The sequence below is a fragment of the Streptomyces sp. NPDC034084 genome (assembly GCF_055575535.1).
This window is the reverse complement of the sequence record NZ_JBVISK010000001.1, coordinates 855170-870845: the sequence shown is the minus strand read 5'-3', so window position 1 is coordinate 870845 and position 15676 is coordinate 855170. Positions and strand designations below refer to the sequence as shown.

14 protein-coding genes and 2 tRNA genes are annotated in these 15676 nt (G+C 69.4%); 12 read left to right on the top strand and 4 right to left on the bottom strand.

Translation table 11 applies throughout. The features are described from left to right. The first annotated feature begins 22 nt into the window (after positions 1-22). Complete coding sequence (locus tag ACZ51I_RS04015) at positions 23-616, top strand: biotin transporter BioY (protein ID WP_468871322.1); 594 nt, start codon at positions 23-25, stop codon at positions 614-616. Between the two features lie 73 nt (positions 617-689). Here ACZ51I_RS04015 and ACZ51I_RS04010 read toward each other — a convergent pair whose 3' ends face one another. Beyond that, entirely contained in the window at positions 690-2144 is a 1455-nt protein-coding gene (locus ACZ51I_RS04010; protein WP_468871321.1) for an amino acid permease, read from the bottom strand. A gap of 196 nt (positions 2145-2340) precedes the next feature. Between ACZ51I_RS04010 and ACZ51I_RS04005 the strand changes: the two genes are divergently transcribed. Continuing rightward, positions 2341-2835: a ribose-5-phosphate isomerase gene (locus tag ACZ51I_RS04005; protein ID WP_015033614.1), complete on the top strand. Its 495-nt coding sequence runs from the start codon at positions 2341-2343 to the stop codon at positions 2833-2835. Then, a complete protein-coding gene (locus ACZ51I_RS04000; protein ID WP_468871319.1) occupies positions 2835-3653 on the top strand; it encodes an Fpg/Nei family DNA glycosylase in 819 nt (272 codons plus the stop codon). Before ACZ51I_RS04005 ends, ACZ51I_RS04000 begins: the two co-directional genes overlap by 1 nt. Here ACZ51I_RS04000 and ACZ51I_RS03995 read toward each other — a convergent pair. Further along, positions 3650-4879, bottom strand: a complete 1230-nt coding sequence (locus ACZ51I_RS03995; RefSeq protein ID WP_468871317.1) for a GNAT family N-acetyltransferase — start codon at positions 4877-4879, stop codon at positions 3650-3652. The two genes, ACZ51I_RS04000 and ACZ51I_RS03995, sit on opposite strands and share 4 nt — an antisense overlap. Before the next feature lie 106 nt (positions 4880-4985). Between ACZ51I_RS03995 and ACZ51I_RS03990 the strand changes: the two genes are divergently transcribed. Both ACZ51I_RS03990 and ACZ51I_RS03985 read left to right on the top strand, forming a co-directional pair. After that, on the top strand, positions 4986-6134 hold the full coding sequence (locus ACZ51I_RS03990) for a PP2C family protein-serine/threonine phosphatase (protein WP_468871316.1): 1149 nt from the start codon (positions 4986-4988) through the stop codon (positions 6132-6134). Positions 6135-6265: 131 nt separating this feature from the next. After that, positions 6266-6460, top strand: a complete 195-nt coding sequence (locus tag ACZ51I_RS03985; protein ID WP_015033610.1) for a hypothetical protein — start codon at positions 6266-6268, stop codon at positions 6458-6460. Positions 6461-6534: 74 nt separating this feature from the next. On the opposite strand, the gene ACZ51I_RS03980 is transcribed toward ACZ51I_RS03985, so the two are convergent. Next, positions 6535-6608 (bottom strand) — tRNA-Gly (locus ACZ51I_RS03980). A gap of 131 nt (positions 6609-6739) precedes the next feature. On the opposite strand from ACZ51I_RS03980, the gene ACZ51I_RS03975 reads away from it, so the two are divergent. The 6 genes from ACZ51I_RS03975 to ACZ51I_RS03950 all read left to right on the top strand — a co-directional run bounded on the left by ACZ51I_RS03975 (position 6740) and on the right by ACZ51I_RS03950 (position 11870). After that, positions 6740-6816, top strand: a tRNA-Pro gene (locus ACZ51I_RS03975). A gap of 170 nt (positions 6817-6986) precedes the next feature. Further along, complete coding sequence (gene tig, locus ACZ51I_RS03970; RefSeq protein ID WP_468871314.1) at positions 6987-8372, top strand: trigger factor; 1386 nt, start codon at positions 6987-6989, stop codon at positions 8370-8372. 240 nt (positions 8373-8612) lie between these two features. Then, positions 8613-9230: an ATP-dependent Clp protease proteolytic subunit gene (locus tag ACZ51I_RS03965; RefSeq protein ID WP_468871313.1), complete on the top strand. Its 618-nt coding sequence runs from the start codon at positions 8613-8615 to the stop codon at positions 9228-9230. A gap of 65 nt (positions 9231-9295) precedes the next feature. Continuing rightward, positions 9296-9958: an ATP-dependent Clp protease proteolytic subunit gene (locus ACZ51I_RS03960; protein WP_468871312.1), complete on the top strand. Its 663-nt coding sequence runs from the start codon at positions 9296-9298 to the stop codon at positions 9956-9958. A gap of 174 nt (positions 9959-10132) precedes the next feature. Continuing rightward, complete coding sequence (gene clpX / locus ACZ51I_RS03955) at positions 10133-11416, top strand: ATP-dependent Clp protease ATP-binding subunit ClpX (RefSeq protein WP_015033605.1); 1284 nt, start codon at positions 10133-10135, stop codon at positions 11414-11416. 211 nt (positions 11417-11627) lie between these two features. Then, on the top strand, positions 11628-11870 hold the full coding sequence (locus tag ACZ51I_RS03950; protein ID WP_468871310.1) for a hypothetical protein: 243 nt from the start codon (positions 11628-11630) through the stop codon (positions 11868-11870). A gap of 85 nt (positions 11871-11955) precedes the next feature. Here ACZ51I_RS03950 and ACZ51I_RS03945 read toward each other — a convergent pair whose 3' ends face one another. Then, positions 11956-12915, bottom strand: coding sequence for a hypothetical protein (locus ACZ51I_RS03945; protein WP_468871308.1), 960 nt, complete (start codon positions 12913-12915; stop codon positions 11956-11958). 138 nt (positions 12916-13053) lie between these two features. On the opposite strand from ACZ51I_RS03945, the gene ACZ51I_RS03940 reads away from it, so the two are divergent. Further along, entirely contained in the window at positions 13054-15675 is a 2622-nt protein-coding gene (locus tag ACZ51I_RS03940; protein ID WP_468871307.1) for a valine--tRNA ligase, read from the top strand. Position 15676 lies beyond the last annotated feature (1 nt).

Genomic DNA, 15676 nt, shown 5'->3' with positions numbered 1-15676 from the left:
CCCTCACCCTCGCGGAGTACCGATGAGCATCGCCGCCGCCCCCGCCCGCTCCCTCCGGGCGGGCACCGTCCTCGCCGACCTCATCCCGGCGAGTCGCGCCCGCGACATCGCCCTGGTCGTCGGCGGCGCCGCCCTCACCGGCCTCGCCGCCCAGATCTCGGTCCCGGTCCCCGGCTCGCCGGTCCCGGTCTCCGGACAGACCTTCGCCGCCCTGCTCGTCGGCACCGCGTTCGGAGCCCGCCGGGGCTTCCTCGCCCTCGCCCTGTACGCCGTCGCGGGCATGGCGGGCGTCCCGTGGTTCGCCCAGGCCACCTCGGGCTACGGCATGCCGTCCTTCGGCTACATCCTCGGCATGCTCCTCGCCGCGACCGTCGTCGGCGCCCTCGCCCGCCGCGGCGCCGACCGCTCCGTGCTCCGCACCGCCGGCGCCATGGTGCTCGGTTCGGCGATCATCTACGCGGTCGGGGTGCCCTACCTGGCCCTCGCCACCGGCATGACCCTCGGCCAGGCCGTCGCCGCCGGCCTCACCCCGTTCCTCATCGGCGACGCCCTCAAGGCCGCGCTCGCCATGGGCGCCCTGCCGGCCGCCTGGAAGCTCGTCGGCCGCAAGGGCTGATCCCCGTACGCGTACGAGAGGGCCCGCCGCTCCCCGGGGAACGGCGGGCCCTCTCGCGCACGGCCTCAGGGGCTCACCGGCCTTCGAGGGCCTCCGCGGGCCGCTCGGCCTTGCCGAAGCGCTGGCGGACCAGCGAGACCGCGATGACGAACGCGGCGACGAGCAGGGACAGCACGACCTGGTCGCGGTTGCTGCCGCCGTCGTACACCATGTAGCCGAGCACGCCGACGATCATGACGATGGTCGCCCACGTCAGGTACGGGAAGAGCCACATCCGCACCACCAGCTTCTCCGGCGACTCGCGCAGGATGATGCCGCGCATCCGCAGCTGGGTCACACAGATGACCAGCCAGACGAAGAGCGCCACCGCGCCGGAGGAGTTCAGCAGGAAGGCGAAGACCGTGTCCGGCCACTTGTAGTTGAAGAAGACCGCGACGAAGCCGAAGACGACCGAGCCGAGGATCGCGGCCGTCGGCACGCCCCGCTTGTTGACCCGGGCGAACGCCTTCGGCGCCTCACCGCGGCGGCCGAGCGAGAAGGCCATGCGGGAGGCCGTGTAGAGGCCCGAGTTCAGGCAGGACAGCACGGCCGTCAGGACGATCACGTTCATGATCTGGCCGGCGTGCGCGATGCCGATGGAGTCGAGGGCGGCGACGTACGAGCCCTTGTCGACGATCGACTTGTCGTTCCACGGCAGCAGCGTCAGGACGACGAAGATCGAGCCCAGGTAGAAGACGCCGATCCGCCAGATCACGCTGTTGGTGGCCTTGGTGACCGCCTTCTGCGGGTCCTCGGACTCGCCGGCGGCGAGGGTGACGATCTCGCTGCCCATGAAGGAGAAGACGACCATCAGCACACCGGTGAGGACCGCTCCCGCGCCCATCGGGAAGAAGCCGCCGCTGTCGGTGAGGTGCGCGAACCCGGCGCCCGGGTTGTCCGAGCCCGGCAGCACGCCGAAGACCGCGAGCAGGCCGATGACGACGAAGGCGCCGATGGCGACGACCTTGATGCCGGCGAACCAGAACTCGAACTCGCCGTACGAGGCGACGGAGCCCAGGTTGGTCGCGGTCAGCACCACCATCACGATCAGGGCCCAGCCCCACTGCGGCACGGCCGGGACCCAGCTCTCCAGGATCTTGGCGCCCGCGGTCGCCTCGACGGCGAGGACGACCACCCAGAAGAACCAGTACAGCCAGCCGATGCTGAAACCGGCCCAGCGGCCCAGGGCCCGGTCCGCGTAGGCGGAGAAGGAGCCGGAGGACGGCCGGGCGGCGGCCATCTCGCCCAGCATCCGCATCACGAAGACGACCATGGCGCCGACGAGCGCGTACGAGAGAAGGATCGCGGGGCCGGCCGCGGCGATGCCGGAGCCGGAGCCGACGAAGAGACCGGCGCCGATGACGCCGCCGATCGCGATCATCGACAGGTGGCGGTTCTTGAGCCCGGCCTTGAGGCCGTCGGGGGAGTGCGAAGCCCCGGGGGTACCGGTCTCCTCGCCTTCCTTCGTCAGGGGCGGTTGCGTGTTCATCGACGCTTCCTCGTGTGTGGGGGCTGCTCGGATCGCGAGCCCGAGCATTCAACCCCGTGAACAGGGATGATCGGAAGACCTCATTCCGGATTGTTGTACGGGCGACCTCGCGAGAGCCGAAGGTCCGTACCAGGTCGGGTGAAGGTCCCGACCCCGCTGCCTGCTACCCGCGCCCTGGCGTGCCACACTCGGCGTCATGCGCGTCTACATCGGTTCCGACCACGCCGGATTTGAACTCAAGAACCACCTCGTCGAGTGGCTCACGGCACACGGCCACGAGCCCGTCGACTGCGGCCCCCACATCTACGACGCCCTCGACGACTACCCGCCGTTCTGCCTGCGTGCCGCCGAGAAGACGGCCGCGGACCCGGACAGCCTGGGCATCGTCATCGGCGGCTCCGGCAACGGTGAGCAGATCGCCGCGAACAAGGTGAAGGGGGTGCGCGCCGCCCTCGCCTGGAGCGAGCAGACCGCCGCCCTCGGCCGCGAGCACAACAACGCCAACGTGATCTCCGTCGGCGGCCGGATGCACACCCGGGAAGAGGCGACGAAGTTCGTCGAGATCTTCCTGAACACCCCGTACTCGGGTGACGAGCGTCACACCCGCCGCATCGACATGCTCACCGCGTACGAGAACACCGGCGAGCTCCCCCCGATCCCGGCGCACCACCCGCAGGAGCCGACCGCCTGATGCCCGAGGGGCACACCATCCACCGGCTGGCCGCCGACCACCGCGAGCGGTTCGGCGGCCGGCGCGTGCGCGTCTCCAGCCCCCAGGGCAAGTTCGCCGACTCGGCGGCCCTGCTCGACGGCACCGTCCTGGAGACCGCCGAGGCCCACGGCAAGCACCTCTTCCTCGCCTTCGAGGACCGGGAGTGGATCCACATCCACCTGGGCCTCTTCGGCAAGGTGAACTTCGGCGACGCCCCCGCCCCGCCGCCCACGGACACGGTCCGCCTGCGCATCGCCGACGGGGACGGCTACGTGGACCTGCGCGGCCCCACCACCTGCGCCCTGATCACGGACGCCGAGAAGCAGGCGATACACGCCCGGCTCGGCCCGGACCCGCTCCGGGACGGGGACGACCCGGACAGGGCCTGGCGCCGGATCGCGAAGTCCCGCACCACGATCGCCGCGCTCCTCATGGACCAGAAGGTCGTCGCGGGCGTCGGCAACGTCTACCGCGCCGAGGTCCTCTTCCGGCACGGCATCGACCCGTACCGCGCGGGCAAGGACCTCACCGCGCGGGAGTGGGACGCGATGTGGACCGACCTCGTGGCGCTGATGCGCGAGGGCGTCCGCCTCAACCGCATCGACACGGTCCGCCCCGAGCACACCCCGGAGGCGATGGGCCGCCCGGCCCGCGTGGACGACCACGGCGGCGAGGTCTACGTCTACCGCCGCGCGAACCAGCCCTGCCACCTCTGCGCGACGGAGATCCGCACGGCGGCCCTCGCGGCCCGCAACCTCTTCTGGTGCCCGACCTGCCAGCAGAGTCAGGCGCCCTAGAACCCGTGCGGCAGCCAGGGCGCCACCGGGGACCCGAAGGCCACGGACGCCTCCACGAGCGCCCCCTCCCTCAGCTCCCGTACCCGTCCGGCCGAGGCCAGGGACACCAGCGAGGTCCCGCCCAGATAGGCGGCCCCCAACTCCCGTACGGACAGCGCGAGGTCGGCGGGGTCGGAGGTCCGCACACAGCTCGCCCCCTTCTGGTCGCCGGTCAGCCGCCACCGCCCATCGTTCCACGGGCAGAACGCGTCCGCGACCTCCAACACCACGTCCACCGGCGCCTGGTACGTCCGCGCCTCGAGCGCCGCGCCCACCTCCACCAGCCGCACGTGCAGGGCGTCCCGCAGGGTCGGCTCGCACCGCCGCACGTCACCCACCAGGTGCTGCCAGCCGTCGTCCACGGGCCGGCTGTGGATCCGTACCCGTGAGGTCAGGTCCACCGAGCAGAGGAACCGCCACAGCGCCGCCTCGGCCACCGGGTCGAGCCCCATCAACTGGTGGACGTTCACGGACCCGTCGGCCCCCGAGTGCGTCCAGTCCGGCTTGATCGTGTAGTGCGCGAACCCCACGACCTCCCCGCCCCGCTCCGCGAGCACGCACAGCCGCGGCGAAGCCCCCGCCCGGTCGCCCGGCGGGTCGATCAGCGGCAGCCGCTCCCACCCCGGCCGCCGCGCGAGCATGCCGGGACGCGCCGGCACCAGCTTCGCGTAGACCGCCTCGCAGACGGCGGAGGACTCCCGGAGGTCCGCCATGCGCAGGGAGACCCCGTCCGTGCCCTCCGGCACCGTCAGCCGCACCCGGTCCGTGTCGATCGTCGCGCGCACCGCGTACGAGCCGATCCCGTAACCGAAGCGCCCGTAGATCTCCCCCTCCGAGGCCGTCAGCACGGCCAGCGACTCGCCCGCCGCCCGCAGGTCGTCCAGCAGCCGTCGCATCATCGAGGTCAGGACGCCGCGCCGCCGGTGCGTCCCGGCCACGCTCACCATCGTCACCCCGGCCGCCGGGACCGACGCCCCGCCCGGGACCGTGAGCCGGAAGGTGAACGCCCCCGCCGTCCCCACACACAGGTCGCCGTCCCAGGCCCCCAGGAAACGGTCGAATTCGGTCAGGTCGCGCCACAGCTGCCGTTCCTCGGGGGCCTCCGGCACGCCCCCGAACGCAAGTTCGAACACCCCGTACCAGCGGTCCCACTCCGACGGGTCGAGAACCCGCAGCTCAGTCGTCATATGCCATCGATATCAGCGACGCCCGTTCGAGGCGACCCGATTTCAGGCACATTGTCACCGGGGTACCCCTGCAGGATCTCCGGCGGGATGGATAGGGTCCAGGCCAATGGGACAGCGCGCCGGAATGAACACGTACGCGGCCCGGACACGCAGGCGCGTGCGCCGGGCCCGCGTCGCGCTGCGCAGATCCGGCGTCGACTACTTCCGCGGCGACGGCTCGGACTGGCTCGCCTTCGCCGGACTCCTCCTGATGATCCCCGCCATCGCCTGCGCGACCATCGTCGACCCCGTCTGGTTCGCGCCCCCCGCGCTCGTCCTGCCCATCGTGGCCGGCGGCCTGCTGCTGCGGCCCGCCAGCCTCCTCGCCCTGTACGCGGCGGCCGCCGGCGCCCTCATCGTCGAGTCCGTCGTCCTCGGCCCGTACACCCAGGGCCCGGCCAGGGTCACCCCCGGCACCGTCCTGGTCGTCGCCGCCTGCGGACTCTTCGGACTGCTCATCGCCCAGTTCCGCGCCCGGGTCGGCGTGCCCTGGCGGCGCGGCGGCACCATGCTCTTCGACCTGCGCGAACGCATCCGCGTCCAGAGCGCCCTGCCCCGGCTCCCCAAGGGCTGGCACCGCGAGATGGCGCTGCGGCCGGCCGGCGGCCAGTCCTTCTCGGGCGACTTCGTCGTCGCCGCACGCACCCACGGCGGGCGCACCCTGGAGGTCGTCCTCACCGACGTCTCCGGCAAGGGCATGGACGCCGCCTCCCGCTCCCTGCTGCTCTCCGGAGCCTTCGGCGGCCTCCTCGGCTCGCTCCCGCCGCACGGCTTCCTGCCGGCGGCCAACGGCTATCTGCTCCGGCAGAACTGGGACGAGGGCTTCGCCACCTCGATCCACCTCGTGCTCGACCTGGACTCCGGCGACTACGAACTCTTCTCCGCCGGCCACCTGCCCGCCCTCCAGCTCCACGCGGGCAGCGGCCGCTGGGAGGAGAAGGCCGCCGACGGACCCCTCCTCGGCGTCTACGACGGGGCCGAGTTCCACCCGGTCAAGGGCTCGCTGCGCCCCGGCGACGTCCTCATGCTCTTCACCGACGGCCTGGTCGAGGCCGCCGACCGGGACATCGCCGAGGGCATCGACCGCCTCACCGGCGAGGCCGACCGCTGCGTCCCCGAAGGCTTCGAGGGCGTCGCCTGGCACCTGATCGAAGCCGTCGCCAAGGACGTCAACGACGACCGCGCCCTGCTGCTGCTCTCCCGCCCGGTGACGTGATCTTCTCCACGACGATTCGTCACCCGGCAGCGGGGGCAGGGGGGTTGGTGGCACGATGGTGGCAGTGGGGGATGTTCCGAGACAGGGGCTCCCTGGTGGGCAAGGCGGACCGACCTAGGGTGTGATCAGTTGTGGCCATTTCACTGTCTGTCGTGTTGCTCTTGGCAATCATCCTGGTGGTACTGATCCGCGGTGGAAACCTCAAGGGCGGCCCGGCCGTCGTCGCGGTCCTCTTCGGCTTCTTCCTCGCCTCCACCGGCATGGCCGACGACATCCAGCGCTTCCTGGACTCGATAACGCAGACGGTCGCCTCCATCAAGTTCTGAGGCGGCGGCCGAAGACCGGGGGCGAAACGACCGGGGCCCGGTTCGCGTGGTGCGAACCGGGCCCCGGCCTTGTCTGGAGCGGGTGACGGGAATCGAACCCGCGTAGCTAGTTTGGAAGACTAGTGCTCTACCATTGAGCTACACCCGCACAGCATCGCGCCGCAGGTCACGAGGACCGCGGCACGAGGAGCATGGTAGCCGGTCCGGGGGCTTTCGCGCACACCCGGAAAACCGGGGCGCCGCACAGTCCCCGTCCATGTACCCTACGTGTCGCACCGACGGGGTGTGGCGCAGCTTGGTAGCGCGTCCGCTTTGGGAGCGGAAGGCCGTGGGTTCAAATCCCGCCACCCCGACCATGACGATCACGCGCCCACCTCGCCGTTCTTGATCACGTTGTGGGCGTCATCCCGCTTGCGGTTACTATGCAAGCTGCGTGCCCGTGTGTCTTTCTGACCGGGCCGACCCGCCGGTACCGCTGACCGCGGCCCCGGTGGATTCCAGGAATCAGCCACAAGGAGACCGAACCGTGAAGAGCGCCGTGGAGACCCTGAACCCGACCCGGGTTCGGCTCACTGTCGAGGTGCCCTTCGAGGAGCTCAAGGACAGCCTCGACGCGGCGTACAAGAAGATCAACCAGCAGGTCACGGTCAAGGGCTTCCGTAAGGGCAAGATCCCGGCTCGCGTGATCGACCAGCGGTTCGGCCGCGGCGCCGTGCTGGAAGAGGCCGTCAACGACGCGCTCCCGAAGTTCTACACCGAGGCCGTCAACGAGGCCGAGGTCAACCCGCTCGGCCAGCCCGAGGTCGACATCACCGAGCTGAAGGACGGCGAGCTGCTGGCCTTCACCGCCGAGGTCGACATCCGCCCGACGATCGAGATCCCGGACTACTCCGGCATCGAGGTCACCGTCGACGCGGTCGAGGTCACCGACGAGGACGTCGAGAAGTCCGTGGAGCAGCTCCGTGAGCGCTTCGCCTCGACCTCCCCGGTCGAGCGCGCCGCCCAGGAGGGTGACGTCGTCACCATCGACCTGGAGGCCAAGGTCGACGGCGAGGTCCTGCCCGACGGTGTCGCCAGCGACGTCTCGTACACCATCGGCTCCGGCGAGCTGCTCGACGGCATCGACGAGGCCGTCAAGGGCCTGGAGGCCGGCGGCGAGGCCACCTTCACCTCGCAGCTGAAGGGCGGCTCCGCCGAGGGCAAGGACGCGGAGGTCACCGTCAAGGTCACCACCGTCGCCGCCCGTGAGCTCCCCGAGCTCGACGACGAGTTCGCGCAGATGGCGTCGGAGTTCGACACCCTCGACGAGCTCAAGGCCGACAGCCGCAAGCGCCTCGAGAACATGAAGCAGTTCGACCAGGCCACCCAGGCCCAGGAGCGCGTCCTCGACGAGCTCCTCAAGCTGGTCGAGGTCCCGATGCCCGAGAAGCTTCTCGAGGACGAGATCAACACCCGCAAGCACAACCTGGAGCACCACCAGCTCGGCCAGATGGGCCTCGACCTCGCCAAGTACCTGGAGATCCAGGGCAAGACCGAGGAGGAGTTCCTGGCCGAGACCAAGGAGCAGGCCGAGAAGGGCATCAAGACGCAGTTCATCCTCGATGAGCTCGTCAACAAGGAGAAGCTCGACGTCTCCCGCGAGGAGCTCACCGAGCACCTGTTCCGCCGTGCCGCCTCCTCCGGCATGAGCCCCGACCAGTTCGCCCAGGCCGTGGCCCAGGGCGGCCAGGTGCCGATGCTCGTCGGCGAGGTCGCCCGCGGCAAGGCCCTCGCGGTCGTCGTCGAGGCCGCCAAGGTCGTCGACACCAACGGCGAGGTCGTCGACCTCTCCGACGACGAGGACGACGCCGAGACCGCCGCCGAGGCCGTCGAGGCCGCCACCGGCGAGGCCGAGGTCTCCGAGGACAAGTAAGGGCTCCCGCCCCTGGCGGACCCTGCTCCACGGGCCCGTACGCACTGCTGTGCGTACGGGCCCGTGGGCGTACCCGGACCCGCTCACACGCCCCCAACTACCTTGCGCTCCCAGCGAACAGTTCGGGAACCGGGATGGCGTTGTCCGACCTGCGCGTTAGGGTCCATGAATACGAGGGCACTGCCCTCTGAACGAGACGCTGAGACGGCCCGGGGCCGTCGGAGACGAGCAGGTGGATACGTGACGAATCTGAAGCCTTACGCCGCGGGTGAGCCGTCCATCGGTGGCGGCCTCGGCGACCATGTCTACAACCGGCTGCTCGGCGAGCGCATCATCTTCCTCGGCCAGCAGGTCGACGACGAGATCGCCAACAAGATCACCGCGCAGATGCTCCTCCTGGCCGCCGAGCCCGAGAAGGACATCTACCTCTACATCAACAGCCCCGGCGGCTCGGTGACGGCCGGCATGGCGGTCTACGACACCATGCAGTTCATCCCGAACGACGTCGTCACCATCGGCATGGGAATGGCGGCCTCCATGGGCCAGTTCCTGCTCACCGCGGGCACCCCCGGCAAGCGCTTCGCGCTGCCGAACACCGACATCCTGATGCACCAGGGCTCCGCCGGCATCGGCGGCACCGCCTCCGACATCAAGATCCAGGCCGAGTACCTCCTGCGCACCAAGAAGCGCATGGCCGAGATCACCGCGCACCACTCCGGCCAGACCGTCGAGGCGATCATCCGCGACGGCGACCGCGACCGCTGGTTCACCGCGGCGGAGGCCAAGGGGTACGGCCTCATCGACGACATCATCACGCACGCCGCGGGTGTTCCGGGCGGCGGCGGCACGGGCGCCTGACCGCCGGCAGCCCCCCGAAGAGCCCCAGCCCCCCGCCGAACGCCACCAGGACGGTGAACACCCAGATGCAGAACAACCTCTCTCCGAGCGGCCTCTACACCGGCGCGCCGATGGACAACCGGTACGTCGTGCCGCGCTTCGTCGAGCGCACCTCGCAGGGCATCCGCGAGTACGACCCGTACGCGAAGCTCTTCGAGGAGCGCGTGATCTTCCTCGGCGTGCAGATCGACGACGCCTCCGCCAACGACGTCATGGCGCAGCTCCTGTGCCTGGAGTCGATGGACCCGGACCGCGACATCTCGATCTACATCAACAGCCCGGGTGGTTCCTTCACCGCCCTCACGGCCATCTACGACACGATGCAGTTCGTGAAGCCCGACATTCAGACGGTCTGCATGGGCCAGGCGGCCTCCGCCGCGGCCGTGCTGCTCGCCGCCGGCACCCCCGGCAAGCGGATGGCCCTGCCGAACGCCCGCGTGCTGATCCACCAGCCGTCCGGCGGCACCGGCCGTGAGCAGCTCTCCGACCTGGAGATCGCGGCCAACGAGATCCTGCGGATGCGCAACCAGCTGGAAGAGATGCTGGCCAAGCACTCCTCGACCCCGATCGAGAAGATCCGCGACGACATCGAGCGCGACAAGATCCTGACGGCCGAGGACGCCCTGGCGTACGGCCTGATCGACCAGATCGTCTCGACCCGCAAGAGCACGGCCTCCTCGGAGCGCTGACGCCCGACCTTCCCTCGGCACGGTTCTCGGGGCCCTGACGGCCTGTGTGGCCGAATCGCGACCATGTGAACCGTGCCAAGGGGGGCCCGAACGGGGGGCCCGGCAAGGTACCGTCGAATATGAGGCACCAGGAGTCGCTGAACCAAGCGCTCCCAGGCGAAGGGGAAGCACCTCGTGGCACGCATCGGTGATGGCGGCGACCTGCTCAAGTGCTCGTTCTGCGGAAAGAGCCAGAAGCAGGTGAAGAAGCTCATCGCAGGACCCGGTGTGTACATCTGCGACGAGTGCATCGACCTCTGCAACGAGATCATCGAGGAAGAACTCGCGGAGACGAGCGAGGTGCGGTGGGAGGAACTCCCCAAGCCCCGCGAGATCTACGAGTTCCTCGAGGGGTACGTCGTCGGGCAGGAGCCCGCGAAGAAGGCCCTCTCGGTCGCGGTGTACAACCACTACAAGCGCGTTCAGGCCGGCGAGAACGGCGGCGCGCAGGGCCGTGACGACGCCATCGAACTGGCCAAGTCCAACATTCTGCTGCTCGGCCCAACGGGCTCCGGGAAGACGCTGCTCGCGCAGACCCTGGCCCGCATGCTCAACGTCCCCTTCGCCATCGCCGACGCGACGGCGCTGACGGAGGCCGGCTATGTCGGCGAGGACGTCGAGAACATCCTGCTCAAGCTGATCCAGGCCGCGGACTACGACGTCAAGAAGGCCGAGACCGGGATCATCTACATCGACGAGATCGACAAGGTCGCCCGTAAGAGCGAAAACCCGTCGATCACGCGAGACGTGAGCGGCGAGGGCGTGCAGCAGGCCCTCCTGAAGATCCTGGAGGGCACGACGGCCTCCGTTCCTCCGCAGGGCGGCCGGAAGCACCCGCACCAGGAGTTCATCCAGATCGACACGACGAACGTGCTCTTCATCGTGGGCGGCGCCTTCGCCGGCCTGGAGAAGATCATCGAGTCGCGGGCGGGCGCCAAGGGCATCGGCTTCGGGGCGACCATCCGCTCCAAGCGGGAGATCGAGGCGAGCGACCAGTTCCAGGAGGTCATGCCGGAGGACCTGGTGAAGTTCGGGATGATCCCCGAGTTCATCGGCCGTCTCCCCGTCCTCACCTCCGTCCACAACCTGGACCGCGAGGCGCTCCTCCAGATCCTGGTCGAGCCGCGCAACGCGCTGGTGAAGCAGTACCAGCGCCTCTTCGAACTCGACGGTGTGGAGCTGGACTTCGACCGCCCGGCCCTGGAGGCCATCGCCGACCAGGCGATCCTCCGCGGCACCGGCGCGCGCGGCCTGCGCGCCATCATGGAGGAGGTCCTCCAGTCGGTCATGTACGAGGTCCCGTCCCGCAAGGACGTGGCCCGCGTGGTCATCACGGCCGACGTCGTCCGCAACAACGTCAACCCGACGCTGGTCCCGCGGATCGTGAAGAACGACGGCAGGCACGAGAAGTCGGCCTAGCGGTACTGAGAGAACGGAGACGCCCGGGTGGTCAGCTGACCACCCGGGCGTCTCTGCGCTTTGGCTGCGTCCGGGCCATGGAAATGATTGATCAAGCCATTTCCCCGAGCGACCCTTGCTGAAGCAGCGCGCGAATCGAACACTTAAGAGCGTTAGTTCGATTGGACGAGATGTATAGGGGGCGGACGTGCTTCGCTCAAAGGTTCAGAGGGTGTTGGCCGCCGCGTGTGTGGCCGGTGCCGCGGCCATCGCGCCGGTGCTGACTGCCGCACCTGCGCAAGCCTCGATCGTCGAGTGCCAGACGTATCTCCACTACAAGGGGTATATCGTCGGCCCGAAGGTCACACGCGCCTGTGGCTACGAGAGCGATTGGCAGTGGGGCTTCTGCCTGGCGGGGCTCGTCAACGCCGGAGTCAGGCAGAGCGACGCGCACGCGGCCTGCAACCTGGCTTAGCTGAAAGACTCCGTGTGACTCACGGTGATGCCCGGGCGGTTCGTCGAAACGGCCCGGGCATCACCGTGCCCGTCCCGTGAGGGTATTAGGCCTTGGAACGCGAGGCGTTGTACTGCTGCGCGGCCAGCTCGGCGACCTGGTCGAGGGTGAAGCCCTCACCGCCGCTCATCATCGCGGCCGGCTCCATGGCGTTGACGACTCCCAACGTGCTGTAATCGGCCCAGATGCATGTGGGCACCGTGAACGACTTCGGGCCCGGCGTGGTCTCCGTCTTGGTGCTTTCCAGCGTGAGGTTCTGGCACTTCATCAGCGCGCCCTTGAAGCCGGCAGGCGTCTTGCTCTCCGGGCTACCGACCGGGGTCACCTTGATATCTGCGGCCTCGCCGACCTGGTCCTTTTGGTAGTTCGCGAAGGCAGTGTCGAGAGCCTTTTCCGGATCGGCGATCTCACCCCACATGCCGTTCAAACCCATGGATTTGCCCTTGAGGGGGTCGGTGGAGGCACCGGCCTTGTAGGAGGCCTGGACCGCCTTGGGGTTCTTGATCCCCATGGCGTCGGCGCTGGCCTTCTGCTTCGACGTCAGGTCGCCGCTCTTGTCGGAGCCCTCCTTCTTATACTCCCCGACAGTGGCCGCAGGGGTGATCTTGTACCCCTTGGTGTCGTCGGCGACGGCGCCGTTCCCACCGCCCCCGCCCAGCACGAAATACGCGCCGACGCCGATCACCGCGACGACCGCGACCGCGCCGATGATCCAGCCGGCCTTGGACTTCTTCGGGGCCGGCGGGTGGGGGACGTAGCCGCCGGGGCCCTGGGGGGCGCCGTACTGCGGCTGCTGGCCGTAGGGGGCGGGCTGCTGGGGGTAGCCGTAGGGGGGCTGCTGCGGCGGGACGCCCTGCGGGGCCTGCTGGGGGTATCCGTAACCAGGCTGCGGAGCCTGCGGCTGGCCGTAAGGGCCCGGCTGCTGCGGCTGCTGGCCGTACGGGCCCGGCTGGCCGTAAGGGCCGGGCTGCTGGCCGCCGTACGGACCCGGCTGGTTGTAGCTCATGGACAGGTTCCCCTCACAGGATGTTTATGTCTGCCGAACATCCTGGCGGAACCGCCGGCCGGCAAGTGCGGCGGGGGCCACACCGTTACCGAACCAAAGCGTTTCAGGACAGGACCGGGACACCCCTAAACTGGCCCCGTGACCGAGAACACTCAGCAGCAGACAGCGCCCACCACCGAACTGCCGACCACGTACGCGCCGGCCGAGGTAGAGGGGCCGCTGTACGAGCGCTGGGTAGAGCGCGGGTACTTCGAGGCGGACGCGAAGAGCGAGAAGCCGCCGTACACGATCGTCATCCCGCCGCCGAACGTCACGGGTTCGCTCCACCTGGGCCACGCCTTCGAGCACACGCTCATCGACGCCCTCACCCGCCGCAAGCGCATGCAGGGTTTCGAGACGCTGTGGCAGCCCGGCATGGACCACGCCGGTATCGCCACGCAGAACGTCGTCGAGCGCGAGCTCGCCAAGGAGGGCAAGTCCCGCCACGACCTGGGCCGTGAGGCCTTCGTCGAGCGCGTCTGGCAGTGGAAGGCCGAGTCCGGTGGCCAGATCTCCGGCCAGATGAAGCGTCTGGGCGACGGCGTCGCCTGGTCCCGTGAGCGCTTCACCATGGACGAGGGGCTGTCCCAGGCCGTCCAGACCATCTTCAAGAAGCTCTACGACGACGAGCTGATCTACCGCGCCGAGCGCATCATCAACTGGTGCCCGCGCTGCCTGACGGCCATTTCGGACATCGAGGTCGAGTACCAGGACGACGAGGGCGAGCTCGTCTCCATCCGGTACGGCGAGGGCGCCGACTCCCTGGTCGTCGCGACGACCCGCGCCGAGACGATGCTCGGTGACACGGCCGTCGCCGTCCACCCCGACGACGAGCGGTACAAGCACCTGGTCGGCAAGCAGATCAAGCTGCCGCTGACGGACCGTACGATCCCCGTCGTCGCCGACACCCACGTCGACCCCGAGTTCGGCACGGGCGCCGTCAAGGTGACCCCGGCGCACGACCCGAACGACTTCGAGATCGGCCAGCGCCACAACCTGCCGAACCTCGCCGTCATGGACGAGCGCGCGGTCATCACCGTCCACGGTCCCTTCCAGGGTCTGGACCGCCTGGAGGCCCGTTCCGCCATCGTCGCCGCCCTGCGCGCCGAGGGCCGGATCGTCGCCGAGAAGCGTCCGTACGTCCACTCCGTCGGCCACTGCTCGCGCTGCAAGACCACCATCGAGCCGCGCCTGTCGATGCAGTGGTGGGTCAAGGTCGGCCCGCTCGCGCAGGCCGCCGGTGACGCGGTCCGCGACGGCAAGGTCAAGATCCACCCGCAGGAGATGGAGAAGCGGTACTTCGACTGGGTCGACAACCTGCACGACTGGTGCATCTCGCGCCAGCTGTGGTGGGGCCACCGCATCCCGGTCTGGTACGGCCCGAACGGCGAGGTCGTCTGCGTCGGACCGGACGAGCAGCCGCCGGCGGGCGAGGGCTGGCACCAGGACACCGACGTCCTGGACACCTGGTTCTCCTCCGGCCTGTGGCCGTTCTCCACGCTCGGCTGGCCCGAGCGGACCGAGAGCCTCGAGAAGTTCTATCCGAACTCCGTCCTGGTCACCGGCTACGACATCCTCTTCTTCTGGGTCGCCCGGATGATGATGTTCGGTCTGTACGCGATGGACGGCACCCCGCCGTTCCACACCATCGCCCTGCACGGCATGGTCCGTGACCAGAACGGCAAGAAGATGTCGAAGTCCTTCGGCAACGTGGTCAACCCGCTGGACTGGATGGACACCTACGGCTCCGACGCGGTCCGGTTCACCCTGGCCCGCGGCGCGAACCCGGGTGTCGACGTCCCGATCGGCGAGGACTGGGTCCAGGCCTCCAGCAAGTTCGCCAACAAGATCTGGAACGCCACCCGTTTCGCGCTGATGAACGGTGCGACGGTCGAGGGCCCGCTGCCGGACGCCTCGGAGATGTCGGCGACCGACCGCTGGATCCTGTCCCGGCTCAACAAGACGGTCGCCGAGGTCGACGCCTTCTACGACGACTACCAGTTCTCCAAGCTGTCGGACGCCCTGTACCACTTCGCGTGGGACGAGGTCTTCGACTGGTACGTCGAGCTGTCGAAGACGACGTTCTTCGCCGGCGGCGAGGGCGCCCGGGTCTCCGGCCGCGTCCTCGGCGAGGTCCTCGACGTCATGCTGCGGCTGCTGCACCCCGTCGTCCCGTTCGTCACCGAGACGCTGTGGACGACGCTGACCGGCGGCGAGTCCGTGGTGATCGCCGACTGGCCGAAGGACAGTGGCTTCCGCGACGACGCCGCCGAGCGGGAGATCGCGCTGGTCCAGCGGGTCATCACCGAGGTCCGCCGCTTCCGCAAGGAGCAGGGTCTCCAGGACGCCCAGAAGGTGCCCGCCCGACTCGCGCTCGACGACACCCCGCTCGTCGCGCACGAGGCCGCCATCCGCCAGATCCTGCGCCTCCAGCCCGAGGGCGAGGGCTTCGCCGCCACCGCCTCCCTGCCGGTCGCCGGTGCCACCGTGGCGCTCGACCTCTCGGGGACGATCGACGTCGCCGCCGAGCGCAAGCGCCTCGCGAAGGACCTCGCGGCGGCCGAGAAGGAGAAGGCCCAGGCCGAGGCCAAGCTCGGCAACGAGGCCTTCCTCGCCAAGGCCCCGGACAACGTGGTCGACAAGATCCGTACTCGCCTGGCCAAGGCGGACGAGGACATCGCCCGCATCCAGGCCCAGCTGGCGACCCTGCCGCAGGCCTGAC